Below are 17,299 nucleotides of genomic sequence, written 5' to 3' on the forward strand. Positions count from 1 at the left end.
AGGGGCGGAAAAGTTACGGACAGAAGTTGAACTGTAACGTTAACAGTAATGGGTGCGGGATGGCCCGGGATTCGCCGGTTTCATCGCCCCAAACCTGCCTCGACCAACTGGTCGAGACGGCCCAGATCGGCGCCGAGTTCTGCGGCGGTCTCCCGAACGACGGCGACGTCCTTGCCGATGAATTCGGCGACAGCACTGATGAATGCGGCCGACGACCCGGCGCGGGCGACGTTGCCGACGGCCCTGCTGGCGCCGCTGCCGTGGGGCAGCGCCTCGAGCAGTGCCGACTCCTCGATTCCGAGCGTGCCCGCCAGCCGTGCGGCCTCGGCGATCAGCCCGACCTGGGCCGCGAACAGCGTGTTGTTGACAAGCTTCATCTTCTGTCCGGTTCCGACTCCGCCGACGTGCACAATCGGGTCGCCGTAACTCTCCAGTGCCGGGCGAACCCTGCAAACGGCGTCGTCGGCGCCGCCCACGAACAGCGTCACGCTCCCAGCGGCGATGTCGTGCGGGCCGCCGCTGACCGGTGCGTCGATGACCGCGACACCGTTGCGCTCGCCCTCGGCGGCCAGCGCCTCGGCGGTGCGGGGACTGCCCGTGGTGTGCAGCACCAGAACCGACCCGGACCGCATCGCCGCGACCAGGCCTTCGGACCCCAGGCACAGCTGCCGAACCTGCCCGTCGGTGAACACACACACCACCACGATGTCGGCGCCGGCGGCGACCTCACGAGGTTCGGCCACCGCACGGGCACCGAGGCTCGTCAGCTCGTCGCGCCTTTCGGGGGTGCGGCCCAGGACGACGACCTCGTGACCGGCGTCGATGAGCCGCACCACCATCGGGGCGCCCATCCGGCCTGCGCCGACGAAGCCGACTTTCATCGGCGGGAGTCCATCCGATCCAGCGCGGTGTCGGCGGCGACGAACACCGTGCCCTCCTGCGCGCCGGCCTTGGACGCCAGATCGGCGGCCAGGCGAACATCCTTCTGCAGCAGCGCACCCGCGATGGGAGCCAGATGCTCGAGGGTGCCGCCGAACGTCGCGATGCTGTTCAGCGCCTTGCTGGTGCCCGACCCGCGGGTGAGCACCTCGCCCAGTTTCGTGCGCGCGACGCCCAACTGCTCACCCAACTCGAGCAGGCTGATCGCGGCACCCAGATTCGCGCTGAACAGCAGGTTGTTCAGGATCTTGCTGACCTGCCCGGCGCCCAGTGGGCCAAGGTGCACGATCGGGTCGGCGTAGGTCTCGAACACCGGGCGGCATTTCTCGATGTCGGCCTCGTCGCCGCCGACCATCACCAGCAGCTGCTTGGCCTCGACCGCGGGGCCACCGCCGCTGACCGGCGCGTCGACGACGGAAACCCCCTGTGCGGAGGCCTTTTCGGCCAGTTCGCGGCAGGTGTCGGGGTGCACGGTGCTGTGGATGACGATGATGCCGCCGGGTTTCAGGCCGGCGAGCAGTCCGTCGTCCCCGTAGGCGAGTTGGCGCACGTCGTCGTCGCCGATGACACACAGGCACACGATGTCACTGGCGGCGGCCAGTTCGGCGGGGGTACCGGCGACCTTGGCCGCGGTGTCTGCGTACGGTTCCAGCGAGGCGGGGCGTCGCGCCCAGAGGGTGGTGGTGATGCCGGAGTCGACGATGGCGCGCGCCATCGGTCCGCCCTGGCTGCCCAATCCAATGAATCCGACTCGCATCAACTGGCCTCCATCGTGAAATCGGTAGTGGTCCCATCCGCCGAATTCCGGCGGACTCGGCAGTGCTCGACGAACGCGGTTGCGCCGTGGTGGTACTCGGTGGCCGCGTGTCCCAGGCTCAGGTTGTGTCCGGCATTTGGCTGGTGGACGGCAGTGACATCGGGGGAGACCGTGAACAACGCCGTGACCTCGCGGACCGCGGCTTCGTCGGTGGACCATACCCGCTCGTGCTCGGCCAGCACATAGCGCACCGGAACACGAACGCGCGCAGCCAGTTCCGTGACGGTCTCGGCCCAGGTCGCGACGACGTCGGCTTCGTAGCCGGGGGAGATGGGCCCCGTTTTGATGCGCATCGCCGAAGCGATGCCATCGGGATAGAGCTCGGCGGGCTCCCACAGCAGGCCGCGCAGGCCGGTGGGGACGTTGGTCACCGATGCGCCCGCGAGGACAGCGCGGGCCGCGTCCTGTTGACGTAGTCCGGTGCCGGAGATCTCGACGCCCAGAAGCGCCGGGCCGCGCTCCTCGTGGGCCGCCAGGCGCAATGCGAGTTCGGTGCCGTTGGAGTGCGCCAGGACGAACAGCCCGGCGCCGCGGTCCCGGTCCCCAAGGATCTTGTCGATTGCCGCCCAGGCCATCTCGGTGCGCCGCGCCGGATCGGTGAACTCCTCGGCGTAGAGCGCCGAGGCACCGAATCCCGGCCGGTCGAGCGCCAGCACGGTGTACCCGCGTGTCGGGCCGAACCGGACCAGCGACAGCGCGGGATGCCCCGGGCAGTCGAAGTACGCGCTGGTGGTCGCCCCGCCGTGCAGGGCGACGACGACCGCACGCGGATTCTCGGCCTCGGCCAGCAGACCGGACATCGGTACGCCGTCGACGAGGACCACACGCGCGGTCGGGGCGGTCACTGGGCTCAATTCCGTGACTCCTTCCCCTCGGCTGCGCCTTCGGGTTCGTCGTTCACTGTGTTCAGTTCCGTGACTCCTTCCCCTCGGCTGCGCCTTCGGGTTCGTCGTTCACGGGGTGTCGTTCCGCAGCAGCAGCACTCCACTCGGTGTCAACCCGCCACTGCTGGCCACGGCTACGCGGGCATCGGCGACTTGGCGCTCACCGGCCTCCCCGCGCAGCTGGGTGACCGCCTCGTGGATCAGGCCCATACCGTGTGTGCGGCCGTGGGACAGCTGGCCACCGTGGGTGTTCAGCGGGATCACGCCGTCGCGCGCGATGTTCGCGCCGCCGTCGAGGAAGTCCTTGGCCTCGCCGATCCCGCAGAACCCCAACGCCTCAAGCCACGACAGGCAGTTGAACGTGAAGCCGTCGTACAGCTCGGCCACGTCGACATCGCTGGGCCGCAGTGAGGTTCGGCTCCACAGGTGTGCGGACTGGCCGAGCACCTGCGGCTCATGGGTCAGGGTGGTCTGGTCCCAGTCGGTGCGTTCGATGATCTGCGTGCCGACCGCTTCGAAGTACACCGGCGGCTTGGGAAGATCGCGGGCCGCATCGACGGCGGACACGATCACCGCGACCGCGCCGTCGCACGGCACGTCGCAGTCGTAGAGGCCGAACGGCGTGGTGATCGGCCGCGCCGACAGGTAGTCCTCCATAGTCATGGGGTCGCGGTAGATCGCGGTGGGGTTGATCGACGCGTTGGCCCGCTGGTTCAACGCGATCCAGCCCAGCGTCTCCCGCGTCGTGCCGTAGCGGGCGAAGTGCCGTTGCGCGTTGAGCGCCAGGGTGTGCGCGGCCGACGTGGCGCCGAACGGTGCCTGCCAGTTGGTGGTTCGCATTCCGCCGGCGGGGGCGGCCTTACCCTCCTTGAGCAGTTGGTTGTAGGTGGCCTCCCACAGCGTGCGGAAGCACAGCACGTGGCGCGCCAACCCGGTCGCGACGGCCATCATCGCCGCGATCACCGAACCGCCGGGACCGAACGTGTCCATCCCGCCGTTGATCCATGTCGGCCGGATGCCCAGCGCGCCCTCGAGCACGTTGACTCCACCCTCGCCCATGCCGGCGACATCGAGGCCGGGATAGGTGGACAGACCGTCGATGTCGGCCAGGGTCAGGCCGGCGTCGGCGACCGCCGCCTCACAGGCCTCGATGGTGAGTGAGATCGGCGGCACCATGAGCCGCCGTCCGATCCGGGACATGCCGATGCCCGTGATCGCCGACTTGTCCTCGAACTTGTCCTGTCTGACCATGGGCCGGACGAACTTTGAGAACTCCTCCGGAGCAATCTCGTCGGCGGGAAGCTCTCCGAGCTGCTTGGGTGTCACGGGCCGGAACAGCGGCAGATGAACGTCGGCGACCTTTTCGAACTCCACCTCGACGACCTGGCCGAGTTCCAGGTCGACACCGCCGTTCTCGTCGATGTCGACCAGGATGTTGGTGGTCAGCCGAACCCGCGGATCCTCTTCGATCGCGACCTGCGCCACCACATAAGGGGCGGGCAGTCCAGGGATGCTGAAGCGATGGTTCACGGTGAAACCGGCCAGCACGCCTCGGCCCGAGACGTCGCGCACGCCCATGTCGTGACTGCGGCAGTACCGGCAGATCGGCTGCGGGGGATGGATCAGCGCGTGGCAGCTCTGGCATTCGCAGATCCGCAGCACCCCGTCCCCGCCCGCGGTCCAGAAGAACTCGTTGTCCAGCGTCAGCTGGGGCAGGGGCAGACGCGACGGTCTGTCGTTGGAACTCATCGGGTGAAACCCCACTCCGCTTCGTTGTCTTCGGTTTTCAGGTGTTCGCCTGGGTCCTCGTCATGCTGCACCGGGGGTGCGGCTGGCGGTTCGCCGGGGCGTCGTTCGGTGATCTCCATGATCGCGTGCACGGGGCAGTCGAGGAGCGCGCGCATCACGGCGTCGCGGTCACGCTCGGGCACCACGCCGCCGCCGACGAGCACCGCGTATCCCCAGTCGTCGAGCGAAAAGTACTCCGGCGCATGCTTGGCGCAGATGCCGAACCCGTCGCACAGTGTCCGGTCCAGCTTGATCCGCATGTTGTCGCTCATCCCAGCGCCTCCACTTCAAAGGGGCGATGTGCGACGAACGCGCCGGCGCGGCAGGTCGCACAGTCTGCGGCCAGGTGTCGCTCGACATCGTCGCCGAACACCGCAAGCAGGCTCGCGGCGATGTTGGTGGCCGCGTCGAGGGTGGCGCAGGCCCCGCGTCCGCGCAGCACCACCGACCACCGCTGCAGGCGCGCCAGATCGTCGGCGGTCGCGGTGCCGTCGCGCAGTGCGCCCGCGGCGGCGGCCATCGCGGCGGTGCCGTTGAAACATGATCCGCACTGACCGGCATTCTCCCGGTCGAAGTAGGACAGCACCGAGGCCGCGACCGCGACGGGGCACTCGTCGGTGAGTACCGAGACCGCGCCACAGCCCAGTCCGCTGCCCAGCGCCTGAAGTGACTCGTGGTCGAGTGTGGTGTCGACGACGTTTCGGCCCAACAGGCCGGCAAAGTAGCCGCCCATCAATGCGCCGCGAACCTGGTCCGCCGGAACACCGTGCAGGGCAAGCAGTTCCGCGACACTGACGCCCAGTGGGAGTTCGTACAGACCGGGCGGGCGTCCGCCGCCGGTGATGGTCGCCAGGAAGGTGCCCGGTGACTCGGCGGTGCCGACTTCACGGTAGACGTCCGCGCCGTGGCGTTGGACGAAGGGCAGATTCGCCAGGGTCTCGACGTTGCTCACCAGCGTCGGCAGGCCGCCGACACCCTCCTCGAAGACCCGTGGTGGCTTGTCGGTGGGTTTGGCGGGCCCGCCGTTGATGGCACGCACCGCCGCGCTCTCCTCCCCGGCGACGTAGCCGGGGTCGACGACGCGCACACTGACCGTCAGGTCACCCAGGACATCGGGCGCGGCCTGGTGAAGCTGTGCCAACGCCGACGAGACACTCTGCGCCGACGGCGGATCCGATACGTACACGTGTGCATGCTTGGCGCCGATGAGCCGCGCGGCCAAGCGGACTCCGTCGAGGACCAGGTGGGGTCGGTTGCGCAGCAGCCACCTGTCCTTGATCGAGGATGGTTCGCCCTCTTCGCCGTTGGCCACGAGCACGGTGTCGTGACCGGCCGCTGCTGCCGTGCGAAGGGTCCGCAGCTTGACCGCCATCGGGAACGCCGCCCCGCCCCGACCGCGGATCCCGGCCCTGCCGACCTCGACCACCAGGGCCTCAACGTCCGACAGCGGGGCGTAGCCGCCATCGCTGCGGTAATCGCTGTCGGTCTCGGCCCCGTCGCGGGTGTGAAGCAGGCGCGGGGAGAGTGAGGGCCAAGCGCCGACGACGATGTCGGCGCCGGCTGTCTGAGTGGTGTTCATGGCTGTCTCCTGCGAACCGGGGGCTGGGCGGGGTGGCGCCGAAGATGGTTAGGCTCATGAACATGCGGACGGCAGTGGTGCGAGTGAAGGTCGACCCCGACGGGAGCCTGACCGCGAGCGCAGTGACCGAGGGGATGGCGGCGCTGATCGGCCTGGCCGACGCGGCGGGGGCGGAGTTGATCCCGAACGACCTGACTGCGCTGCCGCCGAGCCGGCGTGAGGTCGAGCTCCTGATGACCGGCGCGGATCCCGCCGAACTGCAGGAGACCGCCAACACCCTGTGCGGCAAGGCGTTCGGAACCACGCCCGTGGCTGGGGTGCTGACCTTCGTCAGCCACGGTACCGACGACGATGCGCACGGCGTGCTCGCCGGGTTCGGCCTCACCGGACAGATCGAACGGACACCCAGCGGCGAGGGTTGGGACATCGTCGACGTGACCCTGGCCAGGGCTGATCTGCAACGCGTGCCGGAGAGCCGAATCCACACGGCACTCGAGGCCTCCCTGAACTGCGAGGTCCGAATCCACACGGTGTGACCGGTCGGTCATGGCCGGTCCAGGAAGTCCAGGATCGCCGGTGCCGCCTGGACCCAGGTGTCGAACAGGCAGAACTTCTTTCCGCCACTGGCGGCGAACTTCTCACCCGCCCGCTCCCAGGCGTCCTCGGGCCACGGCGGATCGATCAGTTCGGAGCCCTTGATCAGACAGTTCACCTCGAACGAGGTCCGCTTCGGGTGGTCCCAGTCGTTCTCACCGCCGCGGATGATCAGTGTGGGGACGGTGATGTTGTCGAACATCTCGTCGGGTACGCCGGGGATGGTCTGCCCGGGCTTGGACACGAACGCGTTGAGCCAGCGCAGCATCACCTTGAGGAACTCGTCGGGGTCGAGCGCGTTGAACCGGTCCAGGTTGTCCGGGTTGTCTGCGATACGTTCCTTCCATTCTGGCACGTGCAGAAGACCTTTGATGCCCATTCCGCGGACCGCGAGGATGCTCGGGACGATGTAGTGCCCGCCGAGGACGAACGATCCGTAGACACCCCCGACGATGTTCCACACCACCAGTTTGGTCACCAGTTCGGGGTAGAGCATCGTGGTGATCATCGAGTCCCGGGCGCCGCCGGATCCACCGGCGATGATGCACGGCCCGATCTCGAGACGCGTGATCAGCTGCGCCAGCGTCTCGGCCCGCATATGCGACTCGCTCTGCCCATAGAACTGCACATCGGACTTGCCGCAGTTGGGCCGGTCCCACAGCAGAACCCGGTATCCGCCTGCCACGAGCTTGCGTGCGAGCGGCTTGAGCCCGGGGATGTCCTTGCTGAACCGGCCGCCGGGGGTCAGCGCGATGAACGGTCCCTCTTTGCCGAGGATCTCGTAGACGACATTGCCGCCGTTGATCTCGATCTTCTTGTCGGGCAACGCTGCTCCAATGCGGGGTCAGGCCTGTACCAGGACGTCGTTGCCGACGACCCGGACGGGGTAGGTGCGGATGCTCCACTCCGGTTTGACCGCAGTGGTGCCGGTGGCCAACTCGAACCCCCACTGGTGCCACGGACAGTAGATGTACTCCATATCGCGCACCATCACCGCGTCACCGGGCACATTCTCGTCGACGATGTTGCGTCCCCGCGCCCGCCCGGAACACAGCGGTCCCCCTTCGTGCGGACAGTAGTTCGCGATCGCATAGAACGTCCCGTTGACGTTGTAGACCCCCACCCCGTGGCGGCCGATGGGCACGAGTTTGTGTGTGCCCGGCGGGATTTCGTCCACCGTCGCAACGACGTGCTCACGCCCCTGCGCAAGGCGGGGCGGCTTGGTCTCGTCTGCCATGGCTTCAGAACACCCGGACCTGTCCCTCGAGGGCGGGGACGGTGTCGGGCAGGTGGTAGGTGGCGATGCCGTTGCGGAACATGATGGCCTCGCGGGCGTGTTCGGGCAGGTGTTTGACCAGCCAGCGCGGGTCGTCGAAGGTCCAGTGCGGGTAGTCGCTGCTGTAGAGCAGGATCTTCTCGCACTCCATCCACTCCAACGCCCGAGACAGTTCGGTCTTGTCCTCGGGGTAGTCCAGCGGCTGGGTGGTGAATTTGATGTGGTCCTTGACGTAGTCGCTGGGTTTGCGCTTGATGTCCATCCACTGCTTGCGGGCCTCATAGATGGCGTCCATGCGCCACATCAGCGGCAGGATCCAGGTGAAGGCGTGTTCGACGAACACGATGCGCAGGGTGGGGAAGCGGTCGAAGACCCCGTCGAAGATCAGGCTCATGATCTGGTTGTGGGCCAGCAGCGAGTAGGTGACCATCAGGTCGTGGTTGTAGCTGGGGAACCCGACCGGCGGCATGGGCAGCTCGTCGTGGGTACCCCGGGACAGGTGGCAGGACACGGTGATGTCGTGCTTGGTGGCCGCGGCCCAGACCGGGTCGTACATCGGGTCGCCCCAGGCGGGTCTGCGTTCGGCTTTGATCAGGACTTGGGCCATGTAGGGGTGGCCGGCCCACTTCTCGATCTCGGCGGCCGCGAGTTCGGGTGCTTCGATCGAGACGCAGATGGACCCGCGCCAGCGCTGGTGCCAGTTGTTGTGTGAATCCAGCCAGCAGGCGTCCTGCCAGGAGTTCAGCGCCTGGCTCATGGCATGGTCAGCCTCGGGAATACGGCACGTGTAGGTTCCCGGCTCCAGGATCGCGATGTCGGACCCGGCCTCCATGATCAACTGCTTGAACGCGAGATCGGGATCACTGCAGGCGAACTCGCCGTCGTCGGGAAACGAGTCGACGCGCATCGCGAACGCGTGTGCGTAGTCGGGGGCGTCGTAGTAGATCTGCTCGCCGAACTGGTGGCTCAGGAAGTACCTGCTGCGCCACGGCTCCGGGATGTGCGGCAGCAGTTGCCCGCGCTTGGGCACCGGATGCACGTCGGAATCCACACAGCGGATCGCTGTGCGTTCGACGGGTGTGGTTCGCTCGGCGGTCTGTGTGACGGCTTTGGCAGGCCCTGTCGTTGTCATGGCGTGCTCCTTACTGTGTGACCGTCGGGGCGGGAACGTCGATGCCGTACAACTGGGCGGCGTTGCGCCAGCAGTACTTCTCGCGCTGCTCGGCGCTGTAGGCGCTGGGCACCTTCACCTCGGCGAGATTCCAGTGCGGATAGCTGGACCCGAACATGGTCATGTCGTCTTTCCCGGTGAATCCGAACCATTCGCCGGCGTACTCGACGTCGCCCGGACCGTCGAACGGACCCTGGACGAAATGCACGTGGCCGGGCAGATATTCGCTGGGCATCTTGGGTGCCCACGGGGTCTGCTCGAGATGCGGGCGGCCGAAGCAGTCCATCCGCCAGATGAACGGGGTCATTGAGTCTCCGGCGCCGTCGGCGAAGACGAATTTCAGTGCGTCGTACTTCTCGAAGACGCCCTCGGCGATCATGTTCATCAGGTGGTAGAGGTAGTTCAGCGACATGAAGCCCTGGTACTGCTCGTACGTGCGGGTGCGTCCGGACGGCGTTGGCGGGAAGCCGATTCCGGCACCGACCTCGATGTGGGTCGCGACGGGCAGGCCCGCGTCGGCCGCGGCCTCCCACAGGGGCCAGAACTGCGGCTTGCCGTAGAGCTCGCGCGACTGCAGGGGGATGCCGATCTGCACCACGCGCGGATGGTTCCGGTACTTCTCGATCTCGCGCAGTGCCCCGACGATGTCGTCGGGGTTGACCCGAATGGTGCCGCGGAACCGCTCACCGTACTGGTCATGTTCGAGCCAGCGGGTCACCATCATGTCGTTGTGCGCCGCGGCGATCGCGGTGCCCAGGTGTCGATCGGGCATGACGCCCCGCGTCATGGGATGGAGCACTGCGACGTCGACGCCGCGGTCACCGAACAGGTGCTTGGCGACCACGTCGACGTCGGATCCGGGGTACTGGCCGTCCGGGCCCTTGGTGCCCTTGGCGTACTCGCCCCCGGGTGCGCCGTACCAGTCCATCTCATAGTCCGGAAAGCCGCGACTGCGGAACGGCTCGTTCATGAAGTTCTGCCGCAGGTCCTTGTTGGACCCGAAGAAGATGTGCACGCTGGCGTCGATCAAGGGTGTGTCGACGGCGTCGGCGCCGTCTCCGATTCGGATCATGATCGTGGCCCACCGTCGGACATGTGACTCATAGTACAACCCCGTTCTTCGAGGGCAAGAATCGAATTCTCGCTAACATCGAGTGTGTTTCCCGAGGTCCGGGCTGGGCCTCGGCGCGCGCGTGGAGACTTCGATTCCAGGATACTAGAATGATATTCTCGCAGGAAGCCCGCTGTGGGAGACCAGGCCGAGGGAGAACGCGTGCAACTCGAATTCGACACCGAGGTCGAGCAGTTTCGGGCGGAATTCGTCGGATTCCTCGAAGAACACCTGCCGCCCGAGGCGGAGACCGCCGAGCGCTCTCAGACGTGCTCGCACATCCCGGAATGGGCCCGGCGGTGGCAGGCCTGCCAGTTCGACCACGGTTGGCTGCTGCCGGGCAACCCACCGGAGTTCGGTGGCCGCAACGCGAGCGTGGTGCAGCAGTACGTCCACCGCGAGGAGCTGTCGAAGCGCCGGATCTACCACAGCTTCAATCCGCAGGGCGTCGGCATCGTCGCGGCGTCGATCCTGACGTTCGGCAGCGATGAGCAGAAGCGACGGTGGGCCGTGCCGATCCTGCGTGGGGAGATGACGGCCTCGGTCGGGATGAGTGAACCCGGCGCGGGGTCGGATCTGGCCTCGCTGCGCACCAAGGCCGTGCTCGATGGCGACGACTTCGTGGTCAACGGCCAGAAGGTGTGGACCTCCGGCGCCCACGACGCCGACGTCCTGCTGACGTTCGTCCGGACCGATCCGGATGTGCCCAAGCACAAGGGGCTTTCGGTGCTCTTGATCCCCACCGACAGCCCGGGCCTGGTGCGCAGGCCGTTCCCGACGGTGTGCCACCACGACGACCTCGACTTCAATGAGGTGTTCTTCACCGACGTCCGGGTCCCACGGGAGAACCTGGTCGGTCCGCTCAACGGGGGCTGGGGCGTGGCCAACGGTGCCTTGGGTCACGAGCGCACCATGATGTGGATGCAGTACGCCGATCGCCTGCACAACCTGATCGAGGACTTCCGGCCCACCGACGTCCTCGGCCGGGACCGCTACGCCACGCTGCTCATGGACTATCAGGCCCTGCGCCTGCTGGGCTCGGCCGCGATCGCCAAGGCCGCGCGCGGGGAGACCGACATGACGACGATCTCGGTGCTCAAGGTGCTCGGCTCAGAAGCCGAACGCGATGCCACCGAGGCCGCGCTGGACGCCACGGGCGTGGAGGGATTGCGTCACCCGGCGACGACATCGCAGTACCGGCCCTACGATCTGGACTATCTGTCGGCCAGTTGGATCGAACGCTACTTCCGCAGCTTCGCGGGAACCATCGCCGGCGGGACGTCGGAGATCCAGCGCAACATCATCGCGCGCGGACTCGGGCTGCCGCTGCGCTGAGTCAGCCCTCGTCGATGCTGATCGCGTGCTCGGGACACTGCGTAGCGGCCTCGCGAACGGATTCCACTGATTCCAAAGGGATCTCGTCGGCGATCGCCTCAGCGTAGCCGCCCTCGGTGAGGGTGAAGACTGTGTCGCAGATCGCGACACAGACTCCATGCCCTGCGCACCGGTCGGGATCGACCGAGACTTTCACTGCCCGTCCGCCGGGCTGAACCGGATGTTGAGGTTGGTCAGGCCGCGCAGGATGAACGTCGGCAGGTACTTGTACCGGCGGTCTCCCGGAGGGCCGTGCACCTCCTCGTCGATCCAGAACTCCGAGGTGCGCTCCAGCAGCCGCTTCAGGCTGACGATCGCTTCGGTGCGGGCCAGCGGCGCTCCGGGACAACTGTGCGGGCCACGGCCGAAGGCCACATGGTTGCGGGCATTGGCGCGCTCGGGATCGAAGACGTCCGGATGCTCGAACTTGCGGGGATCGCGGTTCATCGCCGCGTTGACGAGCATGACGGTGGTGCCGGCCGGAAGGTCCACACCGCCGACGGTCACGGGCACCTTGGAGAGCCGGAAGTCACCGCGGACGGGACTCTCGTAGCGCAGCGTCTCCTCGACGAACTTCGGCAGCAAGGTGTGGTCGGCGCGCATCTTCGACTGCAGTTCCTGATCCTCGGCGAGGATCCGCACGGCCGCGGTCAGCAGCCGAACGGTGGTCTCCTGCCCGGCGGCGAAGAGGTTGGACGCCACCCGAACCGCATCGATCACCTCGGGCATGCTGCCGTCGGGGAACGTGGCCGAAGCCACTCCGGTCAGCACGTCGTCGCGCGGGTTGGCCCGCCGATCACTGATGTACTCGGTGAACTTGCCGTACAGGTACTCCAGCGGTGAGTGCTGCAGCGCGTCACCCCTGCTGCTGCCGATCGTGCCGGTGCGGCCCGCCAGCAGCGCCCGCCGGAACTCGTCGTGGTCGCTCTCCGGCACACCCAGCAGATCGGCGATCACCAGCATCGCGAACGGGCTGCCGTAGCCGTCGTTGTACTCGCAGCGCCCGTCGACCAGCACCTCGTCGTACTGCCGGTCGGCCAGCTTCCAGATGAACTCCTCGTTCTCCTTGAGCCGTTTGGGCGTGATCATCCGCGACAGCATCGCGCGGTGGTCGGTGTGCTTGGGCGGGTCGAACGTCGGCAGCTGATCGTTGAACGGCAGTTCGTCGCGGTGGGCCTCGATGAGGCCCGAGATGTCGCTGTCGCCATGGTCTTCCAGCGGCACGGGGAATCCGGGGAAGGGTCCGGTGACCGACAGGCACGCCGAGAAGTTCTCGGTGTCGTTGTAGATCGAGACGCCCTCGTCGTACCCCGTGACCATCACGACGCCGTGATGGGGTTCGGGAAGCAGGGGAGACCGGCTGCGCATCTCCGCCAAGAACTCATACGGATCGTGCAGGACCGTGTTGTCGGTGAAGAAGTCGCGTCCCTCGACATCTGCTCGGTCGGCCTGGGTCGTCACTCCGAGATCTCCACTCCCTCATAGCTGCCCAGCATGTCGAGGTTGGGCAGTGCCATCTGCAGATACAGGTCCAGATGGCGGATCTTGTCGTCTTCGGTGAACTCGAACACCGTCAGCGAGTTGACCACCGACTCGAAATCGCCGACCCTGCTGCGCTCCTCCAGTTCGAGGAACACTACGCCGTTGACCTCGCTGACGCGTTTGAACGAGCCTTCCCACTCCGACGACGGCGCCCAGTTGGTCAGAAACTCGATGTACTCGGTCCAGTTCATCACCTCTTTGAAGTTGCCGACGCGCTCGAACTCGTCGACGGCGACCAACTCCGCGAGCGGGCCCCAACTGTTCTTGGAGAACCCGGGTTGTTTGGCGGCGTCGTTGAGGCGCTTGGTGGTCTGGGTGTACTGCAGGGCGATGCGTGACCGGCCCTCATGGCCGGCAACGGCCGCGTCGATGTCTGACAACGGAGATCCTTCTCGGGGTGGCGGGGTGAGTTCAGCGTGCGGGGGAGGCGGCCAGGTACTTGTCGATCACCGAGTGGAAGTGGGCGATCACGACCTCCTCCTTGACCAGGGCCATGTGTTCGAGGCTTGAGTTGCGCAGCCCGATCTGCTGGCGGGGCATCTGCACGTAATCCTGTTGCAGGGCTTCGAAATACTTGAAGCTGCCCGGCTCGTCGACCACGATCGGCTCGGCGGTGAAGGCGGCCTTGTGTTCGTCGGGCAGCCACATGTAGCTCGCCACGTGCCAGATGCAGCGGTTGGGGTCGCCGTCGGGATGTGGCATCGACATGACGATGGTGGCCTCGCCGGCGCGGATCGTCATGAAGAAGTTGGGGAACAACACCCACCCGTGGTTGTCGCTCATCTGGGCATCGGTCAGGCCGCTGACGTCCAGACCCATACCGGTCAGGGTGTCGCGGGTGGCCTGCTGCAGGATGTTTCGGGCCTTGATCCCCTCCGGGAAGGTCAGGGTGCCGTCGTCGTTGCGGTACTGCTCGACGAGTTCTTGGAAGCGGGGCAGCACCGCGACCGTGGAGGGGAAGGTTTCGGGCAGTGCCATGATCCCGTCGACCTGGGACTCCGGACTGGCTCCGACGACATCGAACGGTGCCATGGACACGCAGTGGTTGTCGAAGAAGCGGTATCGGCTGGTTTTGGGGTCGATGTTGATGACCTGCAGCAGCTGCGGATGGATCCCGTCGATGTGGTACCCCTCCTGGAAGGCGTCCATGACGACCTTCCAGTTGCAGTCGATGGCCTCGGTCACGTCCATCACGGTGACCATCTCGTCGAGGTGGTAGGGCGCCAACAGCGTCGCAACCTCCTCGCCGATGAACTCCGACAACTCCTCGGCATTCGGGTCTGGGTTGAGGAAGATGAAGCCGGCGAAGGTGTCCACCGGCACCTCGATCAGGCCGTGCGTGGCCTTGTCGATCGGGCCGGCGAGCGCCTCGCGCAGCATGCCCTTGAGGTTGCCCTGCAGGTCGTAGGACCACAGGTGGTACTGGCACAGGAAGCCGCGCTTGGCATTCCCGGTGGACTCCCGGCACAGCACGTTGCCGCGGTGTCGGCAGGCGTTGACGAAGCCACGGATCTTGTCGTCCTTGCCGCGCACCACGATGTAGGACTGGTCGAAGATCCGATACTGCTTCCAGTCGGCCACCTTGGGCAGATCATCGACCCGGCCGACCACCTGCCAGGTCTTCATCCAGATCGAATCACGCTCGCGGGCAACGAACTCCGGTGAGACATAGCGTTCGGTCGGGATCTGCATCCGGTAGCGGTCGGGCGCGATGTCATCGAGGCCGGTGCCGTCCTGGTCCACCCATTCCCCGGGTCGTGCTGTCTGCATTGGCCAACCTCCTGGTCGCGGCTGTGCGTCGAATGTGAGCACGCGCAGGCTGTGCGCGTGCACGTGACTCGCATCACTAATATACATAGGTGTATATAAGATTCAAGCATGCAGATTTCAGCCCCGGTCCCACCTGTTGGGGGACTCGTGGCCGAAGAAGCGCCCGCACGCGGGGCGAGATCAGAAGTCAGTCAAGGGGTTCGACATGGCTCATCACCATGCCGAGGAAGGGGCCGTAGAGGTCTTCGTCATCGATATGGCTGGCCAGCGTCACGCCCTCGTTGGTGGCGATGAGCACCTTGGCCAGGGTTTCGGACGGGACCCGCAGGCGGCCGCCGATCTTCTCCAGGTGGGCGTCGATGTAGTCGGCCAGCGATCTCACGGTCTGGCGTCGCTGCGCCGAGACCCGCGCGCGGGCTTCGGGATTGCGCAGCAGGAACAGCGTGAACTCGTGTCCGAGTGCCGCGCGGTTCGGTGCGCCGATCGTCAACTCGCGCCATCGCTGCGAGAGCTTGTCGGCATCGAAGTCGCCCAGTGTCTCGAAGGAGTCCACAATGTCGTTGAACCCGTCGAGGAACCGCTGCAGTTGGCGTTCCATCACGGCGAGGAAGAGCTCCTCCTTGGTGCCGAAGTGCGCATAAATCGCACCGCGGGTGTATCCCGCGGCGTCGGCGATGACCTCCAGCGCCGCCGCACCGAATCCGTCGCGCGCCACCACCTCCTCGGCGGCGTCAAGCAGGAGAGTGCGCGTGTGCTCGACCCGTCGTTGCCGTGTCCACCGTTCCGCCACGTTGACATCCTCCCAGGACGGGTGGGGCGTAGGCGCCGCACGGGTTGGCGAGTTGCCAAATCCACCTTTGTATCCAAGATACATCTCTGTATATTCACGGTGTGCGCTGCGCCACAGCGGGCGCTGCGCGTCACCGCGAAAGGAACGCAATGGAACTGGTGGACCGCATCGCCAAACACCGTCGGATGGCTGAGAGCTATCGCGACAAGTACGTGCTCCAGACGGTGCAGGAAGGCGATTCGTACGACGAGTGGGAGTTCACCGACGATGCGGTGTACACCTCACCCTACTTCGTGGCCGACCAGGAACTGGTGCTCAAGGACGTCGCGACGTCGTTCGACACAGCCGCCACAGTCGAGGCCAAGGCGTACTCGGTGGTGTTCCCGGACTGGAAGCCTGTCGAGTTCAAGTGCTGGCCGGCCGACAACGGCTTCGTGATGCGCAACCGGTGGGAGGGCACCTCCGTCGACGGCGAGACCATGGGCTTCTACTCGATCAGCTTCGTTGAGACCAACGACGAGGCCCAGATCACCCACTGGTCCACCTACGTCAACGACGAGGAGTACGGGCCTTTTCTCGAGAAGGCCATCGGCGCGCGCGGGCCGTTCCACGGTGACGAGTACATGCAGGCCCTGGCCCGGCACTTCGAGAAGCACAGCCTCACGCTGTGAACGGCGGAGCTGAAGCAGTGACGGCAGGACCGACCGGGAATCTTCACGACCCCTGGGACGTCGAGCTCAACGCTGCGCGGGAGGTCGACATACCGGCGAACACTGGCAACGGCGGTCACACCGGATGATCGGTGCACGGGTGGCAGTCGTCACCGGCGGCGGATCCGGCATGGGGGAGGCCAGCTGTCATGAACTCGCCAAGCGCGGCAATGCGATCGCCGTGCTCGACATCAACGTCGAAGCGGCACAACGGGTTGCCGACGAGATCAAGGCCGCGGGCGGGACGGCGATCGGCGTCGGTGTCGATGTCGCCGATCGGTTCATGGTGGAGGCGGCATTCGAGCGTGTCCGTGCCGAACTGGGCCCGGTCGCGATACTGGTGACCAGTGCGGGCAAGGTCGGCTTCGGAAAGTTCTCCGAGATCACTGTCGAGGCGTGGAACCACATCATCGACGTCAACCTCACGGGCACCTTCCACTGCTGTCAGGTCGCCCTGCCGGACATGGTGGCGGCGGGATGGGGGCGCATCGTGATGATCTCGTCGTCGAGTGCGCAGCGTGGTTCGCCGTACATGGCGCACTACGCCGCGGCCAAGGGCGCGGTGATCACGCTGACCCGGTCGCTGGCCAATGAGTATGCCAAGAAGGGCGTCACGGTCAACAACATTCCACCGTCGAGCATCGACACCCCGATGGCCCGACAGTCTCAGGCGACCGGAAACCTGTTCAACCCCGAAGACCTCGCCAAGCGGATTCCGGTGGGGCACATGGGCACCGGCGAGGACATCGCGGCCGCTGTCGCATTCCTGTGCTCGGACGAGGCCGGCTTCATCACCGGCCAGGTCCTGGGCGTCAACGGCGGCGCCGTCATCTGACCCCGCAAACGAGAAGTGGGGGGGGGGGGGGGGGGGGGGGCCCGCGGGGGGGGGGGGGGGGGGGGGGGGGGGGGGGGGGGGGGGGGGGGGGGGGGGGGGGGGGGGGGGGGGGGGGGGGG

General features: G+C 66.5%; 19 protein-coding genes. 4 read left to right on the forward strand and 15 right to left on the reverse strand.

Translation table 11 applies throughout. The annotated features are described in order from the left end of the window. Positions 1-80 precede the first annotated feature (80 nt). The 6 genes from A5727_RS19140 to A5727_RS19165 form a co-directional block, all read right to left on the reverse strand. Positions 81-881, reverse strand: a complete 801-nt coding sequence (locus A5727_RS19140) for an NAD(P)-dependent oxidoreductase (protein WP_068253238.1) — start codon at positions 879-881, stop codon at positions 81-83. Then, complete coding sequence (locus tag A5727_RS19145) at positions 878-1,696, reverse strand: NAD(P)-dependent oxidoreductase (protein WP_068253241.1); 819 nt, start codon at positions 1,694-1,696, stop codon at positions 878-880. Before A5727_RS19145 ends, A5727_RS19140 begins: the two co-directional genes overlap by 4 nt. Continuing rightward, the gene (locus A5727_RS19150; protein ID WP_068253243.1) at positions 1,696-2,601 is read right to left on the reverse strand and encodes an alpha/beta hydrolase; all 906 of its coding nucleotides are present in this window, start codon (positions 2,599-2,601) and stop codon (positions 1,696-1,698) included. Before A5727_RS19150 ends, A5727_RS19145 begins: the two co-directional genes overlap by 1 nt. A gap of 108 nt (positions 2,602-2,709) precedes the next feature. Further along, entirely contained in the window at positions 2,710-4,389 is a 1,680-nt protein-coding gene (locus A5727_RS19155) for a thiolase C-terminal domain-containing protein (RefSeq protein ID WP_068253245.1), read from the reverse strand. Further along, positions 4,386-4,688, reverse strand: coding sequence for a ferredoxin (locus tag A5727_RS19160; RefSeq protein WP_197507702.1), 303 nt, complete (start codon positions 4,686-4,688; stop codon positions 4,386-4,388). Before A5727_RS19160 ends, A5727_RS19155 begins: the two co-directional genes overlap by 4 nt. 8 nt (positions 4,689-4,696) lie before the next feature. Then, entirely contained in the window at positions 4,697-6,007 is a 1,311-nt protein-coding gene (locus A5727_RS19165) for an NADH-ubiquinone oxidoreductase-F iron-sulfur binding region domain-containing protein (protein ID WP_068253249.1), read from the reverse strand. Positions 6,008-6,069: 62 nt separating this feature from the next. On the opposite strand from A5727_RS19165, the gene A5727_RS19170 reads away from it, so the two are divergent. Beyond that, entirely contained in the window at positions 6,070-6,543 is a 474-nt protein-coding gene (locus A5727_RS19170) for a hypothetical protein (protein WP_068253306.1), read from the forward strand. Between the two features lie 8 nt (positions 6,544-6,551). Here the strand turns inward: A5727_RS19170 and A5727_RS19175 are convergent, their stop codons facing one another. From A5727_RS19175 to A5727_RS19190, 4 genes are read right to left on the reverse strand one after another with little or no spacing between them, the layout of a single operon-like run. Then, on the reverse strand, positions 6,552-7,427 hold the full coding sequence (locus A5727_RS19175) for an alpha/beta fold hydrolase (RefSeq protein ID WP_197507701.1): 876 nt from the start codon (positions 7,425-7,427) through the stop codon (positions 6,552-6,554). An 18-nt stretch (positions 7,428-7,445) separates the two neighbouring features. Continuing rightward, positions 7,446-7,838, reverse strand: a complete 393-nt coding sequence (locus A5727_RS19180) for a Rieske (2Fe-2S) protein (RefSeq protein WP_068253263.1) — start codon at positions 7,836-7,838, stop codon at positions 7,446-7,448. A gap of 4 nt (positions 7,839-7,842) precedes the next feature. After that, on the reverse strand, positions 7,843-9,009 hold the full coding sequence (locus tag A5727_RS19185; protein ID WP_068253265.1) for an amidohydrolase family protein: 1,167 nt from the start codon (positions 9,007-9,009) through the stop codon (positions 7,843-7,845). Positions 9,010-9,019: 10 nt separating this feature from the next. After that, positions 9,020-10,120, reverse strand: coding sequence for an amidohydrolase family protein (locus tag A5727_RS19190; protein WP_068253309.1), 1,101 nt, complete (start codon positions 10,118-10,120; stop codon positions 9,020-9,022). Positions 10,121-10,321: 201 nt separating this feature from the next. On the opposite strand from A5727_RS19190, the gene A5727_RS19195 reads away from it, so the two are divergent. Further along, positions 10,322-11,494 (forward strand): acyl-CoA dehydrogenase family protein, encoded by a 1,173-nt coding sequence (locus A5727_RS19195; RefSeq protein ID WP_068253312.1) that lies wholly within the window; start codon positions 10,322-10,324, stop codon positions 11,492-11,494. A 1-nt stretch (position 11,495) separates the two neighbouring features. Here A5727_RS19195 and A5727_RS19200 read toward each other — a convergent pair whose 3' ends face one another. The 5 genes from A5727_RS19200 to A5727_RS19220 all read right to left on the reverse strand — a co-directional run bounded on the left by A5727_RS19200 (position 11,496) and on the right by A5727_RS19220 (position 15,635). Beyond that, positions 11,496-11,690: a ferredoxin gene (locus tag A5727_RS19200; RefSeq protein WP_068253276.1), complete on the reverse strand. Its 195-nt coding sequence runs from the start codon at positions 11,688-11,690 to the stop codon at positions 11,496-11,498. Continuing rightward, complete coding sequence (locus A5727_RS19205) at positions 11,687-12,901, reverse strand: cytochrome P450 (protein WP_082949900.1); 1,215 nt, start codon at positions 12,899-12,901, stop codon at positions 11,687-11,689. The genes A5727_RS19200 and A5727_RS19205 overlap by 4 nt, the downstream gene beginning before the upstream one ends. A gap of 89 nt (positions 12,902-12,990) precedes the next feature. After that, positions 12,991-13,455 carry a hypothetical protein gene (locus A5727_RS19210; protein WP_068253279.1) on the reverse strand — a complete coding sequence of 155 codons (465 nt, stop codon included), beginning with the start codon at positions 13,453-13,455 and terminating at the stop codon, positions 12,991-12,993. A gap of 31 nt (positions 13,456-13,486) precedes the next feature. Further along, positions 13,487-14,845, reverse strand: coding sequence for an aromatic ring-hydroxylating oxygenase subunit alpha (locus A5727_RS19215; RefSeq protein ID WP_068253283.1), 1,359 nt, complete (start codon positions 14,843-14,845; stop codon positions 13,487-13,489). Positions 14,846-15,032: 187 nt separating this feature from the next. Continuing rightward, on the reverse strand, positions 15,033-15,635 hold the full coding sequence (locus tag A5727_RS19220) for a TetR/AcrR family transcriptional regulator (protein ID WP_068253286.1): 603 nt from the start codon (positions 15,633-15,635) through the stop codon (positions 15,033-15,035). Positions 15,636-15,784: 149 nt separating this feature from the next. On the opposite strand from A5727_RS19220, the gene A5727_RS19225 reads away from it, so the two are divergent. Beyond that, positions 15,785-16,306, forward strand: a complete 522-nt coding sequence (locus A5727_RS19225) for a hypothetical protein (protein WP_068253289.1) — start codon at positions 15,785-15,787, stop codon at positions 16,304-16,306. 124 nt (positions 16,307-16,430) lie between these two features. Continuing rightward, the gene (locus A5727_RS19230) at positions 16,431-17,180 is read left to right on the forward strand and encodes an SDR family NAD(P)-dependent oxidoreductase (RefSeq protein WP_068253297.1); all 750 of its coding nucleotides are present in this window, start codon (positions 16,431-16,433) and stop codon (positions 17,178-17,180) included. Positions 17,181-17,299: the final 119 nt, after the last annotated feature.

The organism is Mycobacterium sp. ACS4331 (genome assembly GCF_001667265.1).
Classification (GTDB): Bacteria; Actinomycetota; Actinomycetes; order Mycobacteriales; family Mycobacteriaceae; genus Mycobacterium.